We start from the raw sequence: 21435 nt of genomic DNA, 5'->3' as shown, positions 1-21435 counted from the left end.
GTGACTTTGTTGTTAGATGACACGGCTTTAAATTAACTGCTCCGGTCTAATGCTGTATTATCACCCCAATAATCAATGGCGAATTAGGGCTGGAGCGGCACTGTGATTTCAAGATCCTGCAGGTAAGTCCGTTCTCCCTGGTTATGGATTCCCGGCAGCAGGTTGCCGTTACGGTCTTTCTTTTGCCCCACAATGCTGTAATCATCATTCTTAACGGTTAACGTAAATGGTTTAATGGTTATTGACTTTGTTGTAGCAACAAATGGGGCATACAGCTCGTTGACCTGATCCGATGACTGCGGTCTGCTGTTATAATAGCCAAAGATATTCGGGTCAAGGGAATTCCCCTGGTCATCTACAAGCTCGTAATACACTTTGCTGGCGCTATATTCACCTGTTTGCCCATTAGAATGAGGGACCTCGCCCTGACTGTGTAAAATTAAACGCGTGGACACCGGTGTTACCAGCAGCTCATCGACTGTATAACTAAACGATCCATTCGACTTGGTAATGTCCGGTTTAACCGTTATTGCGTTATCAACCAGCTTCACAGGTACGTTGAATTCAAAGATTTCATCCGCCTGCTTCATCTTGGCCTGAATGGTCAGCGCAAATTCGTCAGGCAAATCGAGGCCATGTGTCAGCTCCACGCGGTAAGTATTATCATGATAAGGGACATCGCCTAACATCCCTTTGGTAAATGTAATCGGCTGTCCGTCTGCCAGGAATACCGGAGGTTCAATGATAGACCCTAAACTGCGCTCGGCAAGATCCTGTTCGCCTTCATACTCCAGCAGGAGGGACAGCCGTGTACCGTCATAGAGCAGATTGGTCAGCTTCAGTGTATTTCCGCCGTGGGTAACCCTTTGCTCAGGCTCTGATAATATCCCCCGGGCAATCGCCTGATCTACTGATTGGGGGCTTGTACCCTGATAAATAAGGCCGATACCGGGAATTTTCTTCAGCGTTTCTGCCATTACAGGCGATACAAAACCTGCACCGATAGTACCTGCGCCAAGCACTACAGCCACGGACGCAGCAATTGCTGTTTTCTTAAGGATTCCCGGTCTGAAATTTGAAGCTCTTGTGGTTGTTCTGTTCATCTCGATCTCCCCGATCTTATGCATAATGTCAGTGCTCAATTCCCGCTTGGGTATAACAGACTCGCGGATATTCCGTTCGAAAACATCCAATTCAGAATGTTTTGTTTGCCCCTGATATTGTCCCATGAACCCTCGCTCCTTTTTGGCCTGCGCGCTCTATCAGCTTTTTGCGCAGCCGTTCATATTTTTTGCGGACTGTAGCTGTCCCAATTCCCATAATCCCGCCAATCTCTTCAAAGGTGTATTGCTCTACAGCTTTTAGAAGCAGGATATGACGTTCTTCTGTGGTCAGATGGGTCAGCAGCTCGTGAGTAATGGAATCGGTTAATGGAACCTGCTGCTGTCTCTGCTGATCCTTGTAATGCTCAATTAGTCTGAGCCAGCGGCCTTCTTTATTCTTCAAATTAATTAAATGATGATAGGCCAGCTTGTAAAGCCAGGCTGAAAAGGAAGTACAGCTGCTATAGCGGTGAAGGTTCGCATAAGCACGGATAAAGATCTCCTGTACAGCATCTTCTGTTTCCGTATGATTCTTGAGAATATAGAAACAGTAAGTATACATCTGCCGTTCAAACAGCTTAATAATAATCTCGTAGGACTGCTTGTTGCCTGCCTTCACAGCTTCTACAGCCTGCTCAATCATCAGCTTCCTTTCGTCCGCTTCCCCGGGGACGGTTAATTGCACGCTTTTCACCTCCTATGGTTTATACCTATATAACAAGCCCAGAGCATCGTTTCGTGACATGATTTGTTTTACAGGCAGAGAATTGATTTCTCAACAACCCGAAAAGTCCCGTTGTTGTCCCGAAAGTAAGCCGAGAAGCGAGAATAACGGTAAAAGTCCCGGTTCTAGGCTCAATGCCTCATTTTTTTATATATAACAGGTTGTTATCTGAATTTAACTTTCTGAAACAACATGAAAACATTCATTAAAATTTGAACAAGCAATTCAATCATTCTATAATTATATTAAAAATAAAACTGGATTGGGAGGAGTTGGAAGAGAGAAGTGGAAAAACGACGTGAGTTATGGATCGATGCCGCCAAGGGCTTCAGCATTATTTTTGTAGTGATGGGACATTCCGGCGATGCCGGTGCCAATCATTATCTGTCCTGGTTCCGGATGCCGCTGTTCTTTCTGCTGAGCGGTCTGGTGTTTAAGCCGATCCTGCCTGAGCGGTACACCGGCTGGGCAGTGAAGCGGACGAAGGGGCTGATGACACCCTATTTTGCCTATGGATTATTAATTGCGGCCGGGATGCTGCTGTATAGCCTCAATTTCACCGGGTTCCTCGAAAATATCGCCAGGCTGCTCTACGGAGGACTGTCCTTGACCGGGCCTTACGGGGTATTCTGGTTCATCACCTGTCTCCTGTTCACACAGCTGCTCTTCGGTTACATTGTCAGATACAGCCGCAGCATCCAATTCCTTCTGATCGCCTCCGCGTACCTTCTATCCCATCTGATCGCGCTGACGCCGCTAAAGAACTTCAACCTCCCCTGGAACATCGACGTTGCCCTGCTCGCCGTAACCTATTATGCGATCGGGTATTACGGTAAAAAAGCTATTCCTGCGCTGATCAGCCGCGCTTACGTGCTCTTATTGCTGTTGCCGCTGTGTGTACTTGTGCTATGGCTGGAACGCAGCGGATTCATCAGCTACAGCCTTGATATGAAATATAAGGATTACGATGCGCTGCTGCTGGATCTGGCGGTGCCGCTGCTGATCTCGCTGACTATCTGCGCTGCTGTATACCAATTGTCCAAACGGCTTCCGCTCGGCTTCATGGGCAGGCTTGGACGGAACACGATCGCCATCATGTATCTGCATCTGCCGTTGAATTATAGCCTCAAGGTGCTGCTCGGTACGGATTACGGACTGATCCCGTTTACACTGGTCGGCGTAGTGCTGCCGCTGCTCGCGGCCAAATGGGCGGGGCGTTATCCGCCGGTGTCAAGGCTCTATCTGGGACGCGTCAGCAGCCGGCAGGCTATAGAATACGGTGCGGCCCGCAGGTGAATCTGCAATATTTTTAGGCAAATCTATCGATAGATCTGCACAAGCTCTTTTTCATAGTCTTCATATACTGAAGCATACCTATGAAAAGGAGTGATAGATTGTGGTAAAAACACTTTTGGACTACAATGCTCATGTCGTTACCCCCATTACTAACGGAGTTAACATTCCGGTTCCGATTTCCCCTGCAGGTGTACAGATCGCTGGAGTAGGGGTGTATATTGACCCGGCGGTACCGGCGCATTTTCCGAACAAGGTTGAACTCAAGGCGACGATTGGTGTGAATGTGCTGCTCGATACGCCAAACATCCTTGTGCGCATCTGGCGTGCAGGCTCGGAGATTTTTTATGCACGCGTGGAATATGAAGATCTCTTCAATGATCACGGCATTATCTCCTTGCACATGGTAGATATCAACGCGCCGGCTGGTACGCAAAACTATCAGCTGATTGTTGAGAACCAGGATGCCAATTCAACTGCAACTGTGGTCGGACCGGTTATTTTCAGCGCAATGGCAATCGGGGGCTAACGCTCCTGGTCTTGCCGAGAGTGAACAGCAAAGGGGCTTTCTCTGCAGAATCCGTGAGGATGCAGGGAAGGCCCCTTTTTTTATACAGATAACTGGAATAATTTCCTGCCTTTCTGACCAGACTGGAATACAGTACCTGTGAGTTGAAGGTAATGTTCAGGAGGGGAACTATTTTGAGAAAAATACGTATGTTAACGCTTATGCTGTGTATTGCTGTTTCCGTACTGGGAGCGGCCGGAGGTGCTGCGGCGGAGGAAAAGGCTAAAAGCACCGGCAAAACCGCCGCTGCATCAGATCTCGCCCCGAATGCGCGCTCTGCCATCCTAATGGATGCGGGCACCGGCACAATCATCTACGAAAAAAACAGTCACGACAAGCTGCCGCCGGCCAGCATCACCAAAATTATGACGATGCTGCTTACGGTGGAGGCGCTGGATGAAGGCCGTCTGCAATTGACTGACATGGTGCGGACCAGTGAATATGCCGCCTCGATGGGCGGTTCGCAGATTTTTCTGGAGCCCGGTGAAGAAATGACCGTTGACGAGATGCTTAAGGGCATCGCGATGGCTTCCGGTAATGATGCTTCTGTGGCGATGGCGGAGAAGATTGCCGGGTCGGAGAGCGCTTTTGTCGATATGATGAACAGCAAAGCGGAGGAGCTTGGCCTGAAGGATACCCACTTTGCCAACTGTAACGGGCTGCCTGCGGAGAACCATTATTCATCCGCTCATGACATTGCCGTCATCAGCCGGGAGCTGCTGAAGCATGAACGGATCATCAAATATACCGGCTCCTACCAGGATTATCTGCGCAAGGATACCGAGAAGCCGTTCTGGCTGGTTAACACGAACAAGCTGGTGCGGTTCTATACCGGTGCAGACGGCCTGAAGACCGGATACACCTCTGAAGCCAAGTTCTGCCTCTCGGCCACTGCGGCCAGAGACGGGCTGCGCGCCGTTGCCGTGGTGCTGGGTGAACCGAACACCAAGACGCGCAACAGCGAGGTGTCGGGCATGTTCGACTATCTCTTTTCCCAATATAAGGTGCATACGATCTATAAACCCGGAGATGCCATTGGTACCCTGAAGGTTGAAAAAGGCGTGAAAAAGGAGCTTCCGCTTACCGCCAAGGAAACGTACAGCGTACTGCTCAAAAAGGGCGTTACCCAGGAAGGAATCCGCAATGAGGTCGTGCTGCAGGAGGATATCAAGGCGCCTGTCGCCGCAGACCAGACCATCGGGAAGCTGGTTGTCTATCAGGGTACGAGCGTTATCAAGGAGTATGAGCTTAAGGCAGGCGAGGATGTGGCTAAGGCCGGCTGGTGGAAGCTGTTCAAGCGGACTGCAGGCTCGCTGTTCACGATTGATTAATATAGCGTGTATTTTGTAGATTCCCACTGTGACTTCTGTAGATTCATGGGGGTTTTCTTCTAGTTTTGTCGTGAGGCAGGAATCACTCTTTGCCGTGTAGAAAACCTTGTCCTTGTAGGGGAAAGAAGTTGTTACAGGGCGGTTTGAAAGCAACGAAGAGGAGAGTGGCAAGTATGAATTCCCATGTGGAGATGGAGCATCACCGGAGTGTGCTGGTTGTCCGTTTGTATGGAGAGCTGGATCATCACGCAGCCGATTATGTTCGGATGGAAATGGATGAAGCCATTATGCGGGGCCAGGTCGAGCATCTGATTCTCAGCCTGAAGGAGCTGCAGTTCATGGACAGCTCGGGTCTCGGCGTCATTCTTGGAAGGTACAAGCTGATCCGCAGCAAGGGCGGGAAAATGGCAGTCTGTGATGCCACCGCACCCGTGAAGCGGCTGCTGGAAATGTCGGGCCTGTTCAAAATCATGTCCCTATATGACGACGAGAGCGCAGCGCTCTCGGATTTGGAGGTTGCGTTATGACAAAGAGTGAAGCTGGTAACTTCATGAGTGTCCAGTTTGCCGCCCTTTCGGAGAACGAATCGTTCGCACGTGTCGTCGTAGCGGCCTTCGTCTCGCGGCTTGATCCGACGATGGATGAACTGAATGACCTGAAGACGGTTGTTTCAGAAGCGGTCACCAACTGCATTATTCACGGCTACGACAGCAACCCGGAAGGGCTTGTCAGTATCTCGGCGAGAATCGAGCATGAAACCGTCCATCTGACCATTGAGGATCAGGGCAACGGGATTGAGGATCTGGAGCTGGCACAGCAGCCGCTGTACACATCCAAGCCGGAGCTGGAGCGGTCGGGAATGGGCTTTACCATTATGGAGAACTTTATGGATGGTTTCGAAGTGACCAGCGAGCCGGGCCGGGGCACCTCCATCTCTATGAAGAAAACAATCGTCTCCAAAAAAGCTTTATACAATTAGGGGTTGGAGCCATGGAAGCTGAATCAAAAAAAGCTCCGCCGACCTATTTGGACGATGCGGAGGTCAAACGTCTTATCGCGCTCAGTCAGGCCGGGGATAACCTGGCCCGCGACACGCTCGTAAGCTGCAACATCCGGCTCGTCTGGTCGGTGGTGCAGCGGTTTATGAACCGCGGATACGAGCCGGATGATTTGTTCCAGATCGGTTGTATCGGATTGCTCAAGTCCGTCGACAAATTCGACCTCAGCTATGAGGTCAAGTTCTCCACCTATGCCGTGCCGATGATCATCGGCGAGATCCAGCGCTTCCTGCGCGACGACGGGACCCTGAAGGTCAGCCGCTCCCTCAAGGAGATGGCCAATAAGGTGCGCAAGATGAAGGACGAGATGTCCAAAACGCTGGACCGCCTGCCGACCATCGGTGAGGTTGCCGAAGCGCTTGGTGTAACACCGGAAGAAATCGTGTTTGCCCAGGAGGCGAACAAGCCGCCGACCTCGATTCACGAGACCGTGTTCGAGAACGACGGCGACCCGATCACCTTGATCGACCAGATCGCCGACGAGTCGCAGGAGCGCTGGTTCGACAAGCTGGCGCTTAGCGAAGCCATCGGCGCACTCACCGAACGCGAGCGCCTGATCGTCTACCTGCGCTACTACCGCGACCAGACCCAGTCCGAAGTCGCCAGCCGCCTTGGCATCTCGCAGGTGCAGGTGTCGCGGCTGGAGAAGAAGATCCTCGCGAACATCCGTGAGCAGATTGCCCAGTAGGGCTGGCGGGAAATGTGACGTGTTAAGAGTTGTACCGGAACAACTGTAAAAGTGAAAGTGATGCAGGGTAGGGACAGTACGTACGGGTGAATACTCTACGTGTAACAACGCAAATTCAAGCGGGAAATAGTAAAAAAGTGCAAGACTGAGCAGGTAAGATACAGAGTAACAAGTAATTGGAATGGCCGGGAGCGTTTAGGTCAAGGGCAAAAGTGAGCGCTAATGCCGGGGCAGCCGGGATGACAGTAGCAAGTAGCATAAGTAGTGAGAGTAATCAGTAAGTATTATAACAGGGTGTGCTGTAGGGTGCTTGGGGCAGGGTATGGAGAATGATGTGACGGGTGCAGTATACGGTATGGTTTAAACCGCCTCGGTAGGGGCGGTTTTTTTGCTTTTGGAGCGTAGGGGAGCCTAATCTACCGGTTACGCGCTTTAGTAAGCGATTCGACGCGGCATTCGTGCGGCATCCACACTGATTTCGCTGCTCCAGTAGCTTTGTCAGATGACAGAGGCTGCTAACGGACCGTACAGCCCTTATTTTTACTCTAGAGCACCATACAGATCTCTAACGGACCCCAGCGCCGTTATTTCCGTTCAAACAGATGTTTTGACGTAAATCACCGCAGATAAGAGCATCCGAGTCCGTTAGAATCCCCAAAAGTGGATTTTAGCAAAAATAAGATCATCTCGGTCCGTTAGAACTATATTTATTGTGGACACAGTATTATGATTCAAGTAGTGGCAGTCAATTAACTGAGGAGTCGGTGCTAATGAATAAAAAATCAGAAGAATTTTTGCGGAAAATGTTAGAGTTCTTACCTTCGACTGAGGCTGCGTATAGAGAATCGATTACGTTACACGATGAGGTACTAGAAACGGTCATAATTGAGGACATCTTCATGCCTGAAATAATAAAATTGTTAAAAGAGGAAAGGAACATCAATCTGTTAGAAATCATTTTAGAGACTGCACGGAAATACATGGGAACTAAGACGTTCCAGCTTCAGATAGAAGCTGATAGAGCATTAGGCAGAATTTAGTCAGTATAGACCTCATATGAGATGGTTAACTTTTTTAGAGTGTGAACCATGTGGCGGTTTTAAAAATTGTTGGATTGGAATGGTCAGCTGGAGCGCCGGGATTAATATGAGGAGGTACGGTCTTAGATGGAGGATAATGATGAATATCTTGAATATGTAATGGAGAAAGCACGTGAGATTGGAAAAGAGTTCGTTATTGATACTGGTGAAGGAAATGAGTATCTTGACCACGAACGCGGATGGAATATTGAGAATCTAAGCGGTTGGCTAGTAGAGAATCACGAAGTATCTTTAGTTAAAGCAGCAAGATCAGAACGGGATACTGACAAGTTTTTTGCTTCCTATGTGTTCGCTTACTGGGAGTTTGATTTAAAAGAAAAATTACAAATTAGATTTGAATATGTACGAAATTATGAGTAATAAAGGCTACAACTTAATTGATCTCTCAACAAAAATCTGGCAGTTACAAGAGATAAACTGGCTGCATGTCTCAGTGGAAGAACAAAAGAAATGGAATAGGGATTTTGAAGATACAGTTGGGTTGCTTATAAAAAAGATTGAACAGAACAATTCAGATGCATCGGTGTTAGTTTTTATTAAAGAAAAAGATAAGGAGTCCTTCTTAATGCCTGTTGAAATCATGTTTAAGGTGTACCAGCAGATCATTATCCTGGACTACAAATTGCCGGATCATCTTCGAGAATTTGCCGGCTATTTATCATTTTATGGCCCAGATTGGGAGGATGAGACAGCTGATATTATTCAATTTTTAGGCGAGGGGAGGATAAGTGAATCGAAAGAAGTTGCTTTGGGGGTGGATTATGATAAACATGCGGATTTGGAATAAACAGAGGCGCATAAGGAAGGAAACGGAAATTAAAATAATCTCGCTGCTTAAAGAACTGAACTACAAGGAAGTAAAAATCAATAATACCGTCGTTTATACATCTAAAGGCAAGTATTTAAAGGCTAACCGTAATCAGGGGGGGAAACATACGTTTTAGAATACGCAGATAGTTATGATGAAGCTGAGAAAAATCTTTTTGAAGATGGTGATTTGTTTCCGTTAACAATGAATGAAGCTGTGCTGCTATGTGAGATGCGTGATGAAGTTATTAACTCTTAATCAGACGTTTGCCATGAGGTGCAAAGATGCCACATAACGACTTAAATCTATTTTGCAAAATATATTTGGATACTGACCTTGATAGAGCTATCATATTGTCTGATATTAGCAGAGCTATTGGTGGTCAACCGGGACAGTATTCGAGTTTATTCCATGCTATTTGTGATCTCGATGTAATTAGAAATGATGATTTCCATGAGCAGAGAAGGAAAGTGGCTCCTGACGGATTTTTGTTCTCAAAATATTTAGTCGAGATCGAACCGAGTATAGGTGAGCGCACAGAAACATACATTACTACAATATCACTCCTGCTCGAAGGATTATGGAAAAGAGGTTATAAGGCAGTGGCCTCGTGTGATTTTGAGGAACTGCTGATTAACAAAGGTGGTTATAGACAAGAACCGGATTGACCATATACAACAACTTCCCGGAGGACCCATAATGCTGATGAACTTCAACGACCTTGGCCGTTATCGACGTGCCCGTGTTTGGCTGGATGAACCTCCGTTTGCGAAATACCCAGCGAGGGAGAGAGTCGAGCGCGCCTTTCCTTTGATAAACTATGTATCTAAAAAGCATTGTAAGCTTTCAGTAGAGCTTGTACTAGCTGCCCGGATGGTTAGTAATTACGCCTGTATAGGAATTTCATATTTTCCGTCAGATTCTGGCGAACTGGTGGTTCAAGCCGGGATCGGCTGCAACGATGATGAGATCATTGAAGATGTAATTGCTTTACAGCCAGAGTTAGTCAGACGCGGAATTCCGGAGGCATATATTATTGCAATGTTCGATGAAATACATACGTTATCTAAAGATCCCGCTTTTCTGCTGCCTTCGGGAACGATTGAAATTCATACCGGGGCTCACGGAGAAGTAGGATCAAGTCCGGTCAGCTTCCGGCAGACAATGAGTGTGCTTTTGCGGCTTATAACACTTGAAAATAAAACTCCTGAGTCAGTGCGAGAGACTATTGTAGATGAACTCGACAGAATGATTTAAAGGAGGAGACAGATATAGTAAAGATACATACATTAGCTAACGAAAATCCAATAATCGTTAATGCAGACTCACTTATTGAAGCGAATTTAGATGGCTATGATTTACACAGGGCGATTTTGAACAATTGCGATTTAATGAGAGCGAGTCTCCGTAAAGCAAGTTTAAGAAATGCTGAACTTGACGGCGCCAATCTTTCACAAGCGGATCTTACCGGGGCCTCAATGATTATGTGCGAAATGACCAATGCGGATTTGAATGGTGCCAACCTAATAAATGCAACATGCCTCTATGCTGTCTTTAAAAATGCATGTTTGATAACAGCAGATTTAACAGGCGCAAATGTTAGAGATGCTGATTTTCAGGGAGCGGTGCTGTTTGGAGCTGTACTCAAATGTAGTGGGTTAGATCGTGCGAACCTGCGAGAAGCTTTTTTCGATGAATCGACTATTTGGCCTGAGGGATTTAACCCGTTGCAGCAAGGTGCTATTTATAAAAAGAATTTCTAACTGGGCTTTTAATGAGTTAAACTCTAAAACCCCCGTCAAATCAAAAGGATCCACACCCGCCCATGTTCGACGACATTGACTTTTTTCCCGGAATTGTTACTTATAATGTGACGCAGTATTTGGATCAGGAGGATATTTTTCAGGTTGCCTATCGAGCAGATTCTTATACACTGGACGTTGGCTGGTACCGGAAAGAATTTGCAGTAGTTGTGATTAAAGATTTAGATTGGCAAAAGCCCGCACTTGAAAAAAGATGCACGAAGCCAGAACAACTGCACGAGCTGGTACAGGAATGTGCTGACTTTATCAAAAAGAGGCTGAAAACAGAGCAGAATAGTTAATTTGATGTTGTCATAACAGGGCAGTGTACCCCGGAAACGGAGAAACGCTGCTCTTTTTATGCATACTTACACCCTCATTCACCATATTCTGACTACAAATCCGTCCAAGAGAAGGGTTATTCCGTATGGATGTTGAAATTATTTACAGGTATATTTTATATTTGAATAAAATGGAACTGTGGGGGCCGCAATGATGAGCACATTTACTGCAAACTTTATATATGCACAGGCTGATGATGAGAATGATGTTCTGATGATAGGCTTCGCTGACGACCAGTATGACCCGCAGGAGTATATCCTACTCCAACTAACCATGCACCCGGATGAGCAGGACCTGGCGCTGGGTTTTGATAAAATCCATATGACTTACAACGATGAATCACAGTCACAGTATGGCGGAATCGAAAAAGTGCTGCTTAAACCAGGCTCAATCGAAATATATCTGGACGAGGAAGCTATTGAAGCATTGGACTGTGAAGCAGCAGTGGTGCGGGTCAATTTCGATCCTGATGTACTTAATTTAGAAGAGCGTAGAGAACTTTTTGAGCAGATGTTTGGAGAGTTGCTTGAAATAGACGCTGAAGCGGGGCTGCTATGATCTACCTGCTGCTATATTAAGATGGGAAAAAATGGTATTTCGAAGCAGATGACGAGGGCGTAGTCTATAGACAAATGCTTTTGGAAGAGGGCAAGGCGAGCAGGATTTCTAATGTGAAAAAATATGATTTTTTCCTGGCAGAGCATGAATTGTCTTTGAACGATCCTGAACTGGAGCCCATCCCCAAAGCCGCATTCGAGGCAGTCTGGAATGAACTGATCAAGGAGCAGCTGCCGGATTGGCTCGAGACCAAACGTACCTTTACACAGGGCACCAGAATATTCGGCTATCTAGAAGTGCTATATCCGCATGGAGTTATTGTAAGCATTCCGGATACTAAAGCCCTTGGACTTGCTGACTATGACGAATGTGCTGCACATGCCGGGCATCGCAGCATATATAAAGGCTTGTTAGTTGAAGCAACCGTCAGCGGATATGATGAGGTTAATGGTTGGCTTTTACTGGAGGGGCCGCGTGTATGGGAATTTAGAGAGGGGTATAGTATGTCAGACCAATCAGCAACCATTAAAGAACTAGCACTGCTTTATAAGAGTTTACACCGCTCTTTTCCTTATCAAGATTCAGCACGCTTGAAGGAGGATTTCGCAGCAGCTTTTACACATTTAAAGGAGGAATCGTTCAACGCAGACTTAAGTGAATATTGTGCGTTGATTGCCGGAACGATCAGTTATGTTATTCATAACTCCGTTACTGAGATTCCTCAGAGACAGCTTGCTTTGTTACGAAAAAGCTTTTTTGAGCGCTATCCGGCGTATGCTTTTATACAGCCTGGATTGTCTGAATATCCGACGATTTCAGCAGATCTGGAGGCTCATGAGCGTGCCAGGGGGATGCTGCTTAGAATTATAAAAGAAAATAAAAACTTGTGACATTCAATTTTTACGATGAAAATACTGGAGGCACTGCAATGACTTTATTCGAAGAGCTTATAGAGGTATTGGCTGGGAACGTTGTTATGGAAACGGATGGTCGGACAGAGTCATTACTTCAACGCTTGGTGGAGGCGTACCCAATTACACAGTGGGGAAGAATTGACTGGAACCTTGTTCATGAACACTATCCTGTGGGTTCCATTAAAGAAGCTATCGAAATACTAAACTCAAAGATAGAGAAAGCTCATGAAATGCAAATGAATATACTTTGGAACAATACTGATTCTCCGAGTGTTCTAGTGAATCTTAGACAATTAGAAAAGCATTTAGATGATATCCTGGCAGTGGGGAGCGATACTTGGGTTGTCTGTCCTGACTTTTCATTTGTGATTGAATTTTTCCATGACGGGAAGATTGTATTAGGCTTCAAGGCAATCTAAGCAATAAAAGGAGGCAGAGAAAAGTGAATATAAAAGTTCACACGATGCAAAAGCTGATCTCACTAGGTGCTATACTGGTTCTGCTTATCGGCATTTCACTCTACTCCGGGTATTCGTCGGGCCAAGCCGAGATTAGCTATAGGACAGACATCAAACCAATCAGCGAGCGCTTTCCCAACCTGGCGGGCATTGATAAAGTTTTTTGGAGCGGGAGCAGTATTGGCGGTGATTTCGGACCGACTAATTATTGGATGAGAGGGTATGTGTTTTTGAGCCAGGCTGCTTCAACAGCGCTTAAACAGGACTATACTTGGGAGAATGCGCTGATTATTCCTGAGCTTCAGTATGATTTTAAAGGCAAGCTTCAGCATTGGAGCAGCAGTGAAGATTTCGATGCCTACATTAAAAGTTCAAGCTTCGCAGGCAATTTCTATTTTGACCACAAGCGGAATGTTCTTTATTTTGATGTGGAGCGGTAGTGTCAAGAGGTACAGTACACAGAGGTAGGAATGTTCCGTTGATATATCTCCATTAATCGGATGCTAGAACGTTTTAATAATCAAAGAGCAAAATATGAGGAGCATTATGAAGATACATAGCCTTCTAAAAGTAGCCGCAGCATTAGGAATTATTTGTTTCTACCCATCCTTTGGATTGCAGAAAGAAAGCATATACATCAAAAAAATCAGTGATGGTAACTACTCGATGGTGCTTTTCAATAAAGCGCATCAAGCGGTTTTCGAAGAAGAATATCCGGTAGAACCGACGACCGAAATGTTGGGTTCCCATTTGATTCAAATTACATTAAGTCTGGGCAGTTCTAACCGATATGTATTTTATTATGATATAGAGAATACAAGAATTTCTGAACCATACTATAATCCCGTCCTGAGTGAGGGAACCAATATTTTATATGTAGATGATGAACATAGATTGATTTATCAAGATATGTTTAATGCTTCAAAAATGCACAGGGAATTTATCAGAGATTTTTCTGAGACGGCGGTTTCCTCCAGTGCAGTCTATCAAGCGGATATTATAAACAACACTCTGCGTATTAAATATTTTAAAGGACCGGATTTAGAGGAAGAGGAGGAAGAAATACAACTGTGAAAAAAGCATATATCACCTTCAGTGCGCTTGTTCTGATCCTGCTAACCTCCTGTCAATCCAACCAACAACCGGCCGACGAGATGAATATGAACCTGAAGGATGTCACCAGGCTGTTGGCTGAACATAAAATGATTTTTACTGAAGCCAGTGCCGAGACCCCTGCCACAATCATCTGCCCAACTGCTACTGCACAAGTAACGCTTATCTTCCCTCTTACCTTCCAGACGCTGCATGCCTACGAGTTTGAGAATGCGCAGGATTTGGCCGATGAGCGGGAGGAGCTGCTTGGAAGGTTTGAAGAAGCTTATTTTGACGCAGAAGTTGTAGAGATCGTACATAATAATGTCTATATGGTCACAGATAAAGATATTGGGGATGAGGAGTCCGAGCTGGAGCGGCAGGTTAAGAGGCTTTTGGAGGAGGACGAATAAGGAGGAGCTAATGAACGAAACGATACTTTTACAAATCAGGTCACTTCTAGAGGATTATTCTCTACAAGAAGCGCAAGTGTCAAACCAGCTTAACAGGCTATTACCACTATTAAAAGTAGTGGAGCAAGCAGAACTGCATGGTCATCTAAGCAAAGCACAATTAATTAGACTCTATCACATGCTACCCTTACTCTCTCTGCATACATCTGTGCAAGAACATGTTACTTGGAAATATTTCAATGATAAAGTTTGTGAAGATTGCCTGCAATCCACATACCTGAGCCGTGAACTGCTTGACGAGCTTACCGCCTGCTACAGACAGAATAACTATATGTCACTGGAAAGTATCGTTATAGAAAATTTAAAAGCCGACCGAATTTCTCCCAGTGATGGAGCTGACTTAGATACCCTGTTTTTAGGGAAAGCATTCCGTAAAGAGGCAGCAGCGTTTACATGCAGGGAAATCGTAAGAACCGGCGGTATACTTAACAAAGAGCAAGTCATACAACTGCTGGAACTCAGGGCATATAAATCTCTTGAATTTGCTCTAAACAGCAAGGGAGTGAATAAGGAGGGTCTGCTTGTTTTTCAAAATCCGGCTACGCAAGAAATGGATGGGAAAGCAAAAGTACGTCTATATCAGCTAGCACAAAAACGCCTTATTATTCTATAAGAAATGACACTATGTTCCTCCACATACTCTAAACTTTATCTCCCCTTCCCATGGTCCCACCCCCTTATTTCCCCCATCACACTCCATATGCTACATTAATTCCAACACAAGGTAACCCTTTAGCCCCTGAACGGCACTTATAGTTAAGAACATGTGAAAAGAGGTACGGCAGGCATGGAAACGCGGTGGATTGAGGAAGCGCAGCAAGGGGATACGGAAGCGTTCGGGCGGCTGGCGGCGCATTTTCGCGGGATGGCGTTTGCGGTGGCGTATGACAGGCTGAGGGATGTACATTTGGCGGAGGATGCTGTCCAGGAGGCGTTTCTTGAGGCCTATACCCATATCGGCAGGCTGGAAGAGCCGGCTGCGTTCCCGGGTTGGTTCAAAACAATAGTTATCAGACAATGCCAGCGGACGCTGCGGCGCAAACGGTACTCCAGTCTTCCACTGGAAGTGGCAGCCCATCTTACGGACGGGTCACAGGCGGTAGCAGAGCTTGCCGAGCAAAAAGAGGGCGCACGCATTCTGCATCAATCGGTGGAGGAACTGAGTGACAGGCTGCGTGTCCCGCTTCAGCTGTTTTATTTTTACGGCTATTCCCTGCAGGAAATCTCCGCATACCTCGACATTCCGCTGTCTGCACTCAAAAAACGGCTCTTCGATGCACGGCGCAAGCTGCGCGGAGCATTGCCTGTCATCGACCTGGCTTCCGTGTTCAACAGCTTATACGAAGGAGGCAGGAATATGCTGCATATTGTGAACGGAGATAGTGTAGGTAATATGATGAAGCAGGGCATTGTGCAGGGGGATGTGCTGGTTTGGAGAGAGGTGTACTCGGCCGGGCCGAATTTTGTGAATTCCGCAGGTGACCAAGAACGCGCCTTCCGGGCACAAGCACTCGAGCAGTCCATGGGTATCCCGTCAGCAGAATACATAGCGGGCTGTGCGGAGCAGGAGGAGAAATTGCATGGCTTCAGCCGCTATGAGGAAGTGGTGCTGTGGTTCGAGCATGACCTGTTCGACCAGAGTATGCTGGCCTATCTGCTGCACTGGTTCAATGGTCAAAGGCTAGGCCGTACCAGGCTCAGCCTGCTCTGCATCGGGGAATTTCCCGGCATCGAGCTGTTTCACGGTCTAGGCCAGCTGACTCCGGAACAGCTTAGTACGTTGAACGGGACATGGCGGAGTATCGGGAACGAAGAGCTGGACCTGGGCAGTGAGCTGTGGCAAGCTTATGCCGCTGCAGAACCGGATCACATGGCAGATATGCTTGAGCTGAGAAAAGATCAGCTGGCGGCATCAGCACTGCCCTTTGCTTATCCTGCATTTCTGGCCCATCTGTCGCGCCTGCCCTCAGTGGAGAACGGGCTTGGCATCGTGGAGCAGACGACCTTGCACAAGGTGCGCGGCGGAGCTGACACTCCAATGAAGCTGTTCCGGCAAGTGGCAGATGAGCTGCATATGCTGGGGATGGGTGATCTGGAATACTGGCTGTATCTGCGGGGAATGGTGCAGGGGGCGAATCCGCTGCTGCATATTGACGGTGCGGAGGCTGCGGACAATTGGGATTTCCGGCAGGTGCCTGATTTTCTGAACCGGAAAGTAACGGCTACAACGCTTGGCGGACAGGTGCTGGACGGTAGAGAGGACCGGGTGGCAGCGCAGGGTATTGATGTGTGGTACGGCGGACTGCATCTGCTAGGTCATTCGGTACCTTGGCGGTGGGACAGCTTGGCGCAAAGACCCGTGCGTATGTAGTTTTTGATGCTATAATAAGGTTCTGATATGTACCGGAGGGAGGAAAAGAGCATCAGAACCTTAGTGGTTAGCGATATTCACGGCTGTTACCGGGAATTTAACGCGCTTTTGCGAAAAGCAGATTATGTCCCGGAACGGGACAAGCTGGTACTTATCGGCGATTATGTGGACCGGGGGCCGAACAGCAAGGCTATTGTGGAGCAGGTGATGTCTCTTCATGCGGAATACGGTGCAGTTGTCCTGAAGGGCAACCATGACAAAATGGCCTGTGATGCGCTGCTCAGCGACGATGAGGATAAGCTCGATCTGCACTGGATGAACAACGGCGGGTTTTATACCCTGGCGAGCTATGCAGGAGCGGATGCAGATTTCGTACAACAGGATCTGGGCTGGGCAGAGTATATCCGGATCAAGCACTGGATCAGGCAGGCGTATAAGCAGCATCTGGATTTTTTGAGCTCGCTGCCGCTGTATCATGAGACGGAGGACCATCTGTTCGTGCATGCCGGGATCGATCCGGCGCTGGCGGACTGGAGAACGCAGAAGGATTATGATTTTATCTGGATCAGGGAGCCGTTCTACAAGCATCCGGTAACAAGTACCAGCAAAACTGTAGTATTCGGCCACACGTCAACCTTCGAGTTCCAGGATAACCCCGGCATCTGGTTCAGCCCGTACGGCGACAAAATCGGCATTGACGGCGGCTGCGCCTACGGCGGGCAGCTGAACTGCCTGGAGATTGGTGAAGACGGATATAAAAGCTATAGTGTGCGGCTGGGTGAGAGCAGTGGAGGTGCTGAGAAATAAGAACATTAACAAATCCCATCATGTACAAGGAGTAGAGCATGGACAACCAGACAACTGGCAATATTACATATTTCAATGTACTCAACATCTGTTACCGGATTTACGGATTGTATTTAATTGTTACGGGATTTCTGGACACTCTGAGCTATAGCATCTATTTGACTAGTCACGAATCCTATATTGAGCTGCTGATGATGGACAAATTAGAAGATTTGTATACAGCAGTACTTACTCTAATAAGCGGAATTGTAATCCTGGTCTTAAGCAGGAGATTTACAGCAAGGGTTGCCAATCCGCAGCTGGAGCTCTCATTAGCAGCCGAACAGCTTCAGCATATTGTTTTCTACGCGATGTATTTTGTGCTTACTATGACGCTGGTACCATTAACAATCAATATTTTGGCCGGGATCGGGATTCTTCTTTATAAATCAACTGAGGGAATAGATTTAAGTGAAGTAACTATAATCGCAATGATGCTTATATTATGGTGCATTCTGTTTATAGTCAGACAGACTTCCCGCAAGCTGGTGCGCTTTATAATCAGATAGATTTTTGGGGTGTAAAATTTCATCCTCACCTAGGTCTGCGGATAAGCAGTTTTTATCGGACATAGCTGCACTCTATACACTTAAATCCGGCCTTTTTCAGACTAATTAGAGTTTAGATGTACTTTGTGCAGCTATATTCAGTGATTATTGGCGTTTGGAGAGAATTTGCTGATTTTAGTTGTCTGGAGTGCAGTTATTGTGCGGATTTTGTGAAAATGGGCCGGGATAGTTGTACAGAGTGCAGTTAAGTTGATGTTCTGATGTATGCAATACTCCATCTTGTGAAAAATAATACATATTCTTCCTGATGATAGATTTATAGTAGGTTTGGAGCGCGGATTGTGAAGTGCTGAGCCAGCAAAGTTACTTTAGATCACACGCATGCTCCAAATCCGTTACAGACAGGATGCTACCGATATGTCGATACTGACCGTGCAGAATCTGGTGAAGCAATATAAAGGCAAGGGCAAAAACAATCTGTTCCCGGCACTGAACGGGCTGAACTTTACGGTGGACTGCGGGGAGTTCGTAGCGGTGATGGGGCCGTCGGGCAGCGGGAAAACGACACTGCTCAATATTCTGAGCGGTATTGATACAGAGTATAGCGGCTCGGTTCAGCTTGACGACTGCAGCCTCAGCAGTATGAAAAAGGATCAGCTGGCACTGCTGCGGAGGCAGCGGATGGGTTTTATTTTTCAGGATTATAATCTGCTGGACAGCCTGAATATGCGGGATAATATTATGCTGCCTCTGGTACTGGATGAGCTGGAGCCGGAGGAGATCGAAGCAAAGATGGCGGATATGCTCACGCTGTTCGAACTCGCTGAAGTTCAGGACAAATATCCTTATACGGTATCCGGAGGCCAGCAGCAGCGGGCGGCGATTGCGCGGGCGATTATTAACGGCCCGGAAATTGTGTTTGCAGATGAGCCTACCGGCAATCTGGATTCCAAGTCAGCAGGCACGGTGATGCGGACTTTAGCCGGTCTGAACAGGGATCGGCAGGTGACCATTGTAATGGTTACTCATGACCCTTTTGCCGCAAGCTATTGCAGCAGGGTTGTATTTATTAAGGACGGGGAGATCGGCCTAGAGATCAGCAGAGAGCAGGGAGCTGCGCGAAAAACCTTTTTCGGGACTATTCTGGACAGCCTTGCGTTCATAGGAGGCGGGGAAGATGACTTTTAACCGTATCCTGCTGCGGATGTTCAAGGCTAATTTCCGCAAGTACCTGTTGTATTTTCTGTGCAGCAGCTTTGCCGTAATGCTCCTGTTCACCTTTAATTCTCTTTACACCAATCCCGGCTTTAATGATCCATCCCTGTTAGACGGCAGAATCAGCAGTAATCTCATGGCACCCAGATGGGCACTGATTGTATTCTCGGTGCTCTTCCTATTATTTGCGCAGTCATCATTAATGAAGTCCCGCAAAGCCGAGTTCGGTCTTTTTATGGTGCTGGGAATGACCCGCAGCAATATCTGCAGGCTGATTCTGCTAGAGAATGTCCTGCTTGCACTAAGCTCTATGGCGGCGGGATTCCTGTCAGGCAGCCTGTTTATGAGAATTTTTTATCTGCTCATTGGCAGGATCGTCGACTTGGACAGCATCCCGGTGACCTTCTCACGGGAGAGTTATGTGGAGACTGCATCTTTCTTTGGAATTCTCTATGTGCTGGTTATTGCCGTCAGTATGCTGTCCGCGCTTCAGCCCGGCATTCTTTCTCAGCTGAAATCCGCCCAAAGCGCTGACCGTCCGCTGCTGCGCGGTAAGCTTCCGGGTCTAACCGGTGTTCTGCTGCTGGCAGCCTGCCTGTTATCCGGCTGGTTCATTAAGGCTGAATGGGTATTTCAGCTCAGTATGCTGCTGTGCTGGCCTGCACTCTATCTGCTGCTTACTGGTCTGGGAGCATGGGCGGCAGCTTCGCAGGAACGGAAATCGTCACGGAGATACCGGAATTTGCTGTTCATTTCAGACCTCAAGCACAGGTTTGTCCGCTTCCGCAACATTAGCTTTTTGATTACGCTGCTGATGACAATTGCTATTTTTCTAAGCAGCCTGATGCTGGACCTTTATTTCCGGTCATGGGGCAGTGCTGCAGATAGTAATCCTTACAGTATCGCTTATGCCGAGCTGTACGGCAAAAATACCATCTCCCCGCAGACATTACAGAGTATAACCAGCTCATCTCAGACAGAGCTTCTCGCCTCGCAGAGTCTGGAAGTGCTCAATATGCCGCATCCGAAAATTCTTTCCTCAGAGTTGCTTAATGCGGTAACCGGCACGGATTATCTGGTGGAGCGCGGAAGCTTTTTGAATTTATTCCTGGTTGCGGACAAAAGCGGATACACCCGGGTCAACGAGTCCTTTGCGGACTATGATGCACCGGTGCTCTCTGGTAAGCTTCATCTGGTATCGGCCGGTACAGTAGAACGGATGCTGTTCAATCTGATTCCGGTAATGGGCTATCATTTCCTGATTGTGAATCCTTATGATTATGAGTTCATCAGAGAGGATATCCGGAATGGATTGGGACACATCCATCTGCTGCAGTTTGCTGACTGGAGGCAGACCGGGGATGTGGACCGCAGGCTGAATGAGACGCTGGCTGCGTATAACCGGGAGCATACCGAGCCTTGGTATAACACGGCCAAGCTTGAGGAGTTTGCGTTCAAAACGAGCTCCAGATTTGCGGAATACGAGGAGTGGAAGCAGTCCGGCCTATTCGGCCTGATTATTATGAGCTTTGTCGGCCTGATCTTTTATGTCTCGAGCTGCGCAGTGCTGCATTTCGGTATATTGAGCGAGCTTGAAGCAGAGCAGCGTAAGTACCGTAAGCTATACAGGATCGGAATGACTGTACAAGAAGCAGAACAGCAGATGAAACGTCCGCTCAGGCTGATCTTTTTTTTGCCGTATATTCTTGCTGCGCTGATTTCCGGCTTCATTTTCTGCAGTCTCACGGCTATGCTGGAGGCAAAGGATGCTGCTGATATGATCATGATTATTGTAACTGCTCTTATCGTCAGCGCCTTGTTTATCCTGCTCCAGCTGCTGTTCTATCAGCTGTACACACGGAGGTACGTGAAGCAGATTTCGACAATGCTTTAATTTTAGGCATGTTACGGTTAGCAAAAACCAGGAGGTCATTACTGTGAAAAAAATATTGTCCAGAATCGGACTCGGATTATTGCTTTTGCTCGTCGTATCCATTGGGGTATGCTTTTATATCGGTGAATTTAATTACGCCTATTCGCTGATGATTCTGCTGCTGTTCGTATTTGGCGGCATAGGGGCAATCTATAAGCTGCGGAATGACGAGTACATGTACGACAGGCACCTGAGCAGCAGAAGCAGCGGCAGAAGCGAATATGAGGAGTATACAAGATAACGGTAGTC

28 protein-coding genes are annotated in these 21435 nt (G+C 47.2%); 26 read left to right on the top strand and 2 right to left on the bottom strand.

Annotated elements, in window-relative coordinates; genetic code table 11:
• Positions 1–83 precede the first annotated feature (83 nt).
• Positions 84–1103 (bottom strand): DUF4179 domain-containing protein, encoded by a 1020-nt coding sequence (locus R70331_RS20255; protein WP_231576325.1) that lies wholly within the window; start codon positions 1101–1103, stop codon positions 84–86.
• Positions 1104–1194: 91 nt separating this feature from the next.
• Positions 1195–1788 carry an RNA polymerase sigma factor gene (locus R70331_RS20250; protein WP_042178451.1) on the bottom strand — a complete coding sequence of 198 codons (594 nt, stop codon included), beginning with the start codon at positions 1786–1788 and terminating at the stop codon, positions 1195–1197.
• A 324-nt stretch (positions 1789–2112) separates the two neighbouring features.
• Between R70331_RS20250 and R70331_RS20245 the strand changes: the two genes are divergently transcribed.
• The 26 genes from R70331_RS20245 to R70331_RS20110 all read left to right on the top strand — a co-directional run bounded on the left by R70331_RS20245 (position 2113) and on the right by R70331_RS20110 (position 21427).
• Positions 2113–3123 (top strand): acyltransferase family protein, encoded by a 1011-nt coding sequence (locus R70331_RS20245; protein ID WP_042178449.1) that lies wholly within the window; start codon positions 2113–2115, stop codon positions 3121–3123.
• A 100-nt stretch (positions 3124–3223) separates the two neighbouring features.
• Positions 3224–3649, top strand: a complete 426-nt coding sequence (locus R70331_RS20240) for a hypothetical protein (RefSeq protein ID WP_052419136.1) — start codon at positions 3224–3226, stop codon at positions 3647–3649.
• Positions 3650–3822: 173 nt separating this feature from the next.
• Complete coding sequence (locus tag R70331_RS20235) at positions 3823–5019, top strand: D-alanyl-D-alanine carboxypeptidase family protein (protein ID WP_442950555.1); 1197 nt, start codon at positions 3823–3825, stop codon at positions 5017–5019.
• Between the two features lie 173 nt (positions 5020–5192).
• Positions 5193–5546, top strand: coding sequence for an anti-sigma F factor antagonist (spoIIAA, locus tag R70331_RS20230; RefSeq protein ID WP_042178445.1), 354 nt, complete (start codon positions 5193–5195; stop codon positions 5544–5546).
• Positions 5543–5998 carry an anti-sigma F factor gene (spoIIAB, locus tag R70331_RS20225; protein WP_039875117.1) on the top strand — a complete coding sequence of 152 codons (456 nt, stop codon included), beginning with the start codon at positions 5543–5545 and terminating at the stop codon, positions 5996–5998. Before spoIIAA ends, spoIIAB begins: the two co-directional genes overlap by 4 nt.
• A gap of 11 nt (positions 5999–6009) precedes the next feature.
• Positions 6010–6765, top strand: a complete 756-nt coding sequence (gene sigF / locus R70331_RS20220; RefSeq protein WP_039875115.1) for an RNA polymerase sporulation sigma factor SigF — start codon at positions 6010–6012, stop codon at positions 6763–6765.
• A 770-nt stretch (positions 6766–7535) separates the two neighbouring features.
• Complete coding sequence (locus tag R70331_RS20215) at positions 7536–7805, top strand: hypothetical protein (RefSeq protein ID WP_042178442.1); 270 nt, start codon at positions 7536–7538, stop codon at positions 7803–7805.
• A 126-nt stretch (positions 7806–7931) separates the two neighbouring features.
• Entirely contained in the window at positions 7932–8225 is a 294-nt protein-coding gene (locus R70331_RS20210) for a hypothetical protein (RefSeq protein WP_042178440.1), read from the top strand.
• Positions 8218–8652, top strand: coding sequence for a hypothetical protein (locus tag R70331_RS20205; RefSeq protein WP_042178438.1), 435 nt, complete (start codon positions 8218–8220; stop codon positions 8650–8652). The genes R70331_RS20210 and R70331_RS20205 overlap by 8 nt, the downstream gene beginning before the upstream one ends.
• 305 nt (positions 8653–8957) lie before the next feature.
• Positions 8958–9341, top strand: coding sequence for a hypothetical protein (locus tag R70331_RS20195; RefSeq protein ID WP_042178433.1), 384 nt, complete (start codon positions 8958–8960; stop codon positions 9339–9341).
• Positions 9342–9372: 31 nt separating this feature from the next.
• Complete coding sequence (locus tag R70331_RS20190) at positions 9373–9930, top strand: hypothetical protein (RefSeq protein WP_042178430.1); 558 nt, start codon at positions 9373–9375, stop codon at positions 9928–9930.
• 14 nt (positions 9931–9944) lie between these two features.
• Complete coding sequence (locus R70331_RS20185; protein WP_331281515.1) at positions 9945–10436, top strand: pentapeptide repeat-containing protein; 492 nt, start codon at positions 9945–9947, stop codon at positions 10434–10436.
• Positions 10437–10498: 62 nt separating this feature from the next.
• Positions 10499–10777 carry a hypothetical protein gene (locus R70331_RS20180; protein ID WP_042178428.1) on the top strand — a complete coding sequence of 93 codons (279 nt, stop codon included), beginning with the start codon at positions 10499–10501 and terminating at the stop codon, positions 10775–10777.
• Positions 10778–10967: 190 nt separating this feature from the next.
• A complete protein-coding gene (locus R70331_RS20175) occupies positions 10968–11375 on the top strand; it encodes an Imm10 family immunity protein (RefSeq protein WP_081947682.1) in 408 nt (135 codons plus the stop codon).
• 113 nt (positions 11376–11488) lie between these two features.
• Positions 11489–12265, top strand: a complete 777-nt coding sequence (locus R70331_RS30610) for a YxiJ family protein (protein ID WP_052419133.1) — start codon at positions 11489–11491, stop codon at positions 12263–12265.
• Positions 12266–12303: 38 nt separating this feature from the next.
• A complete protein-coding gene (locus R70331_RS20160; RefSeq protein WP_042178425.1) occupies positions 12304–12708 on the top strand; it encodes a CDI toxin immunity protein in 405 nt (134 codons plus the stop codon).
• Positions 12709–12731: 23 nt separating this feature from the next.
• Complete coding sequence (locus R70331_RS20155) at positions 12732–13187, top strand: hypothetical protein (protein ID WP_156131164.1); 456 nt, start codon at positions 12732–12734, stop codon at positions 13185–13187.
• A gap of 106 nt (positions 13188–13293) precedes the next feature.
• Positions 13294–13821 (top strand): hypothetical protein, encoded by a 528-nt coding sequence (locus R70331_RS20150; RefSeq protein ID WP_042178420.1) that lies wholly within the window; start codon positions 13294–13296, stop codon positions 13819–13821.
• Positions 13818–14252, top strand: a complete 435-nt coding sequence (locus R70331_RS20145) for a hypothetical protein (protein ID WP_042178419.1) — start codon at positions 13818–13820, stop codon at positions 14250–14252. The genes R70331_RS20150 and R70331_RS20145 overlap by 4 nt, the downstream gene beginning before the upstream one ends.
• 10 nt (positions 14253–14262) lie before the next feature.
• Positions 14263–14925: a hypothetical protein gene (locus R70331_RS20140; RefSeq protein ID WP_042178416.1), complete on the top strand. Its 663-nt coding sequence runs from the start codon at positions 14263–14265 to the stop codon at positions 14923–14925.
• A 174-nt stretch (positions 14926–15099) separates the two neighbouring features.
• Complete coding sequence (locus R70331_RS20135) at positions 15100–16683, top strand: sigma-70 family RNA polymerase sigma factor (protein WP_042178414.1); 1584 nt, start codon at positions 15100–15102, stop codon at positions 16681–16683.
• Positions 16684–16746: 63 nt separating this feature from the next.
• The gene (locus R70331_RS20130; RefSeq protein ID WP_231576323.1) at positions 16747–17490 is read left to right on the top strand and encodes a metallophosphoesterase family protein; all 744 of its coding nucleotides are present in this window, start codon (positions 16747–16749) and stop codon (positions 17488–17490) included.
• Between the two features lie 38 nt (positions 17491–17528).
• Positions 17529–18038 (top strand): hypothetical protein, encoded by a 510-nt coding sequence (locus tag R70331_RS20125; RefSeq protein WP_042178412.1) that lies wholly within the window; start codon positions 17529–17531, stop codon positions 18036–18038.
• A 417-nt stretch (positions 18039–18455) separates the two neighbouring features.
• A complete protein-coding gene (locus R70331_RS20120) occupies positions 18456–19226 on the top strand; it encodes an ABC transporter ATP-binding protein (RefSeq protein ID WP_042178410.1) in 771 nt (256 codons plus the stop codon).
• A complete protein-coding gene (locus R70331_RS20115; protein WP_042178408.1) occupies positions 19216–21147 on the top strand; it encodes an FtsX-like permease family protein in 1932 nt (643 codons plus the stop codon). Before R70331_RS20120 ends, R70331_RS20115 begins: the two co-directional genes overlap by 11 nt.
• A gap of 43 nt (positions 21148–21190) precedes the next feature.
• Complete coding sequence (locus R70331_RS20110; RefSeq protein ID WP_042178406.1) at positions 21191–21427, top strand: hypothetical protein; 237 nt, start codon at positions 21191–21193, stop codon at positions 21425–21427.
• Positions 21428–21435 lie beyond the last annotated feature (8 nt).

This window comes from Paenibacillus sp. FSL R7-0331, from assembly GCF_000758645.1.
Taxonomy (GTDB): domain Bacteria; phylum Bacillota; class Bacilli; order Paenibacillales; family Paenibacillaceae; genus Paenibacillus_AQ; species Paenibacillus_AQ camerounensis.
Note: the sequence above shows the minus strand (reverse complement) of the source record. Positions and strands in the feature narration are given on the sequence as shown.

What these genes read in the sequence shown, in the direction of transcription:
- R70331_RS20255 (WP_231576325.1), bottom strand. Translation starts at nt 1,103, where the DNA reads ATGAACAGAACAACCACAAGAGCTTCAAATTTCAGACCGGGAATCCTT.
- spoIIAA (WP_042178445.1), top strand. Translation starts at nt 5,193, where the DNA reads ATGAATTCCCATGTGGAGATGGAGCATCACCGGAGTGTGCTGGTTGTC.
- spoIIAB (WP_039875117.1), top strand. Translation starts at nt 5,543, where the DNA reads ATGACAAAGAGTGAAGCTGGTAACTTCATGAGTGTCCAGTTTGCCGCC.
- sigF (WP_039875115.1), top strand. Translation starts at nt 6,010, where the DNA reads ATGGAAGCTGAATCAAAAAAAGCTCCGCCGACCTATTTGGACGATGCG.
- R70331_RS20215 (WP_042178442.1), top strand. Translation starts at nt 7,536, where the DNA reads ATGAATAAAAAATCAGAAGAATTTTTGCGGAAAATGTTAGAGTTCTTA.
- R70331_RS20210 (WP_042178440.1), top strand. Translation starts at nt 7,932, where the DNA reads ATGGAGGATAATGATGAATATCTTGAATATGTAATGGAGAAAGCACGT.
- R70331_RS20205 (WP_042178438.1), top strand. Translation starts at nt 8,218, where the DNA reads ATGAGTAATAAAGGCTACAACTTAATTGATCTCTCAACAAAAATCTGG.
- R70331_RS20195 (WP_042178433.1), top strand. Translation starts at nt 8,958, where the DNA reads ATGCCACATAACGACTTAAATCTATTTTGCAAAATATATTTGGATACT.
- R70331_RS20190 (WP_042178430.1), top strand. Translation starts at nt 9,373, where the DNA reads ATGCTGATGAACTTCAACGACCTTGGCCGTTATCGACGTGCCCGTGTT.
- R70331_RS20180 (WP_042178428.1), top strand. Translation starts at nt 10,499, where the DNA reads ATGTTCGACGACATTGACTTTTTTCCCGGAATTGTTACTTATAATGTG.
- R70331_RS20175 (WP_081947682.1), top strand. Translation starts at nt 10,968, where the DNA reads ATGATGAGCACATTTACTGCAAACTTTATATATGCACAGGCTGATGAT.
- R70331_RS20160 (WP_042178425.1), top strand. Translation starts at nt 12,304, where the DNA reads ATGACTTTATTCGAAGAGCTTATAGAGGTATTGGCTGGGAACGTTGTT.
- R70331_RS20150 (WP_042178420.1), top strand. Translation starts at nt 13,294, where the DNA reads ATGAAGATACATAGCCTTCTAAAAGTAGCCGCAGCATTAGGAATTATT.
- R70331_RS20140 (WP_042178416.1), top strand. Translation starts at nt 14,263, where the DNA reads ATGAACGAAACGATACTTTTACAAATCAGGTCACTTCTAGAGGATTAT.
- R70331_RS20135 (WP_042178414.1), top strand. Translation starts at nt 15,100, where the DNA reads ATGGAAACGCGGTGGATTGAGGAAGCGCAGCAAGGGGATACGGAAGCG.
- R70331_RS20125 (WP_042178412.1), top strand. Translation starts at nt 17,529, where the DNA reads ATGGACAACCAGACAACTGGCAATATTACATATTTCAATGTACTCAAC.
- R70331_RS20120 (WP_042178410.1), top strand. Translation starts at nt 18,456, where the DNA reads ATGTCGATACTGACCGTGCAGAATCTGGTGAAGCAATATAAAGGCAAG.
- R70331_RS20115 (WP_042178408.1), top strand. Translation starts at nt 19,216, where the DNA reads ATGACTTTTAACCGTATCCTGCTGCGGATGTTCAAGGCTAATTTCCGC.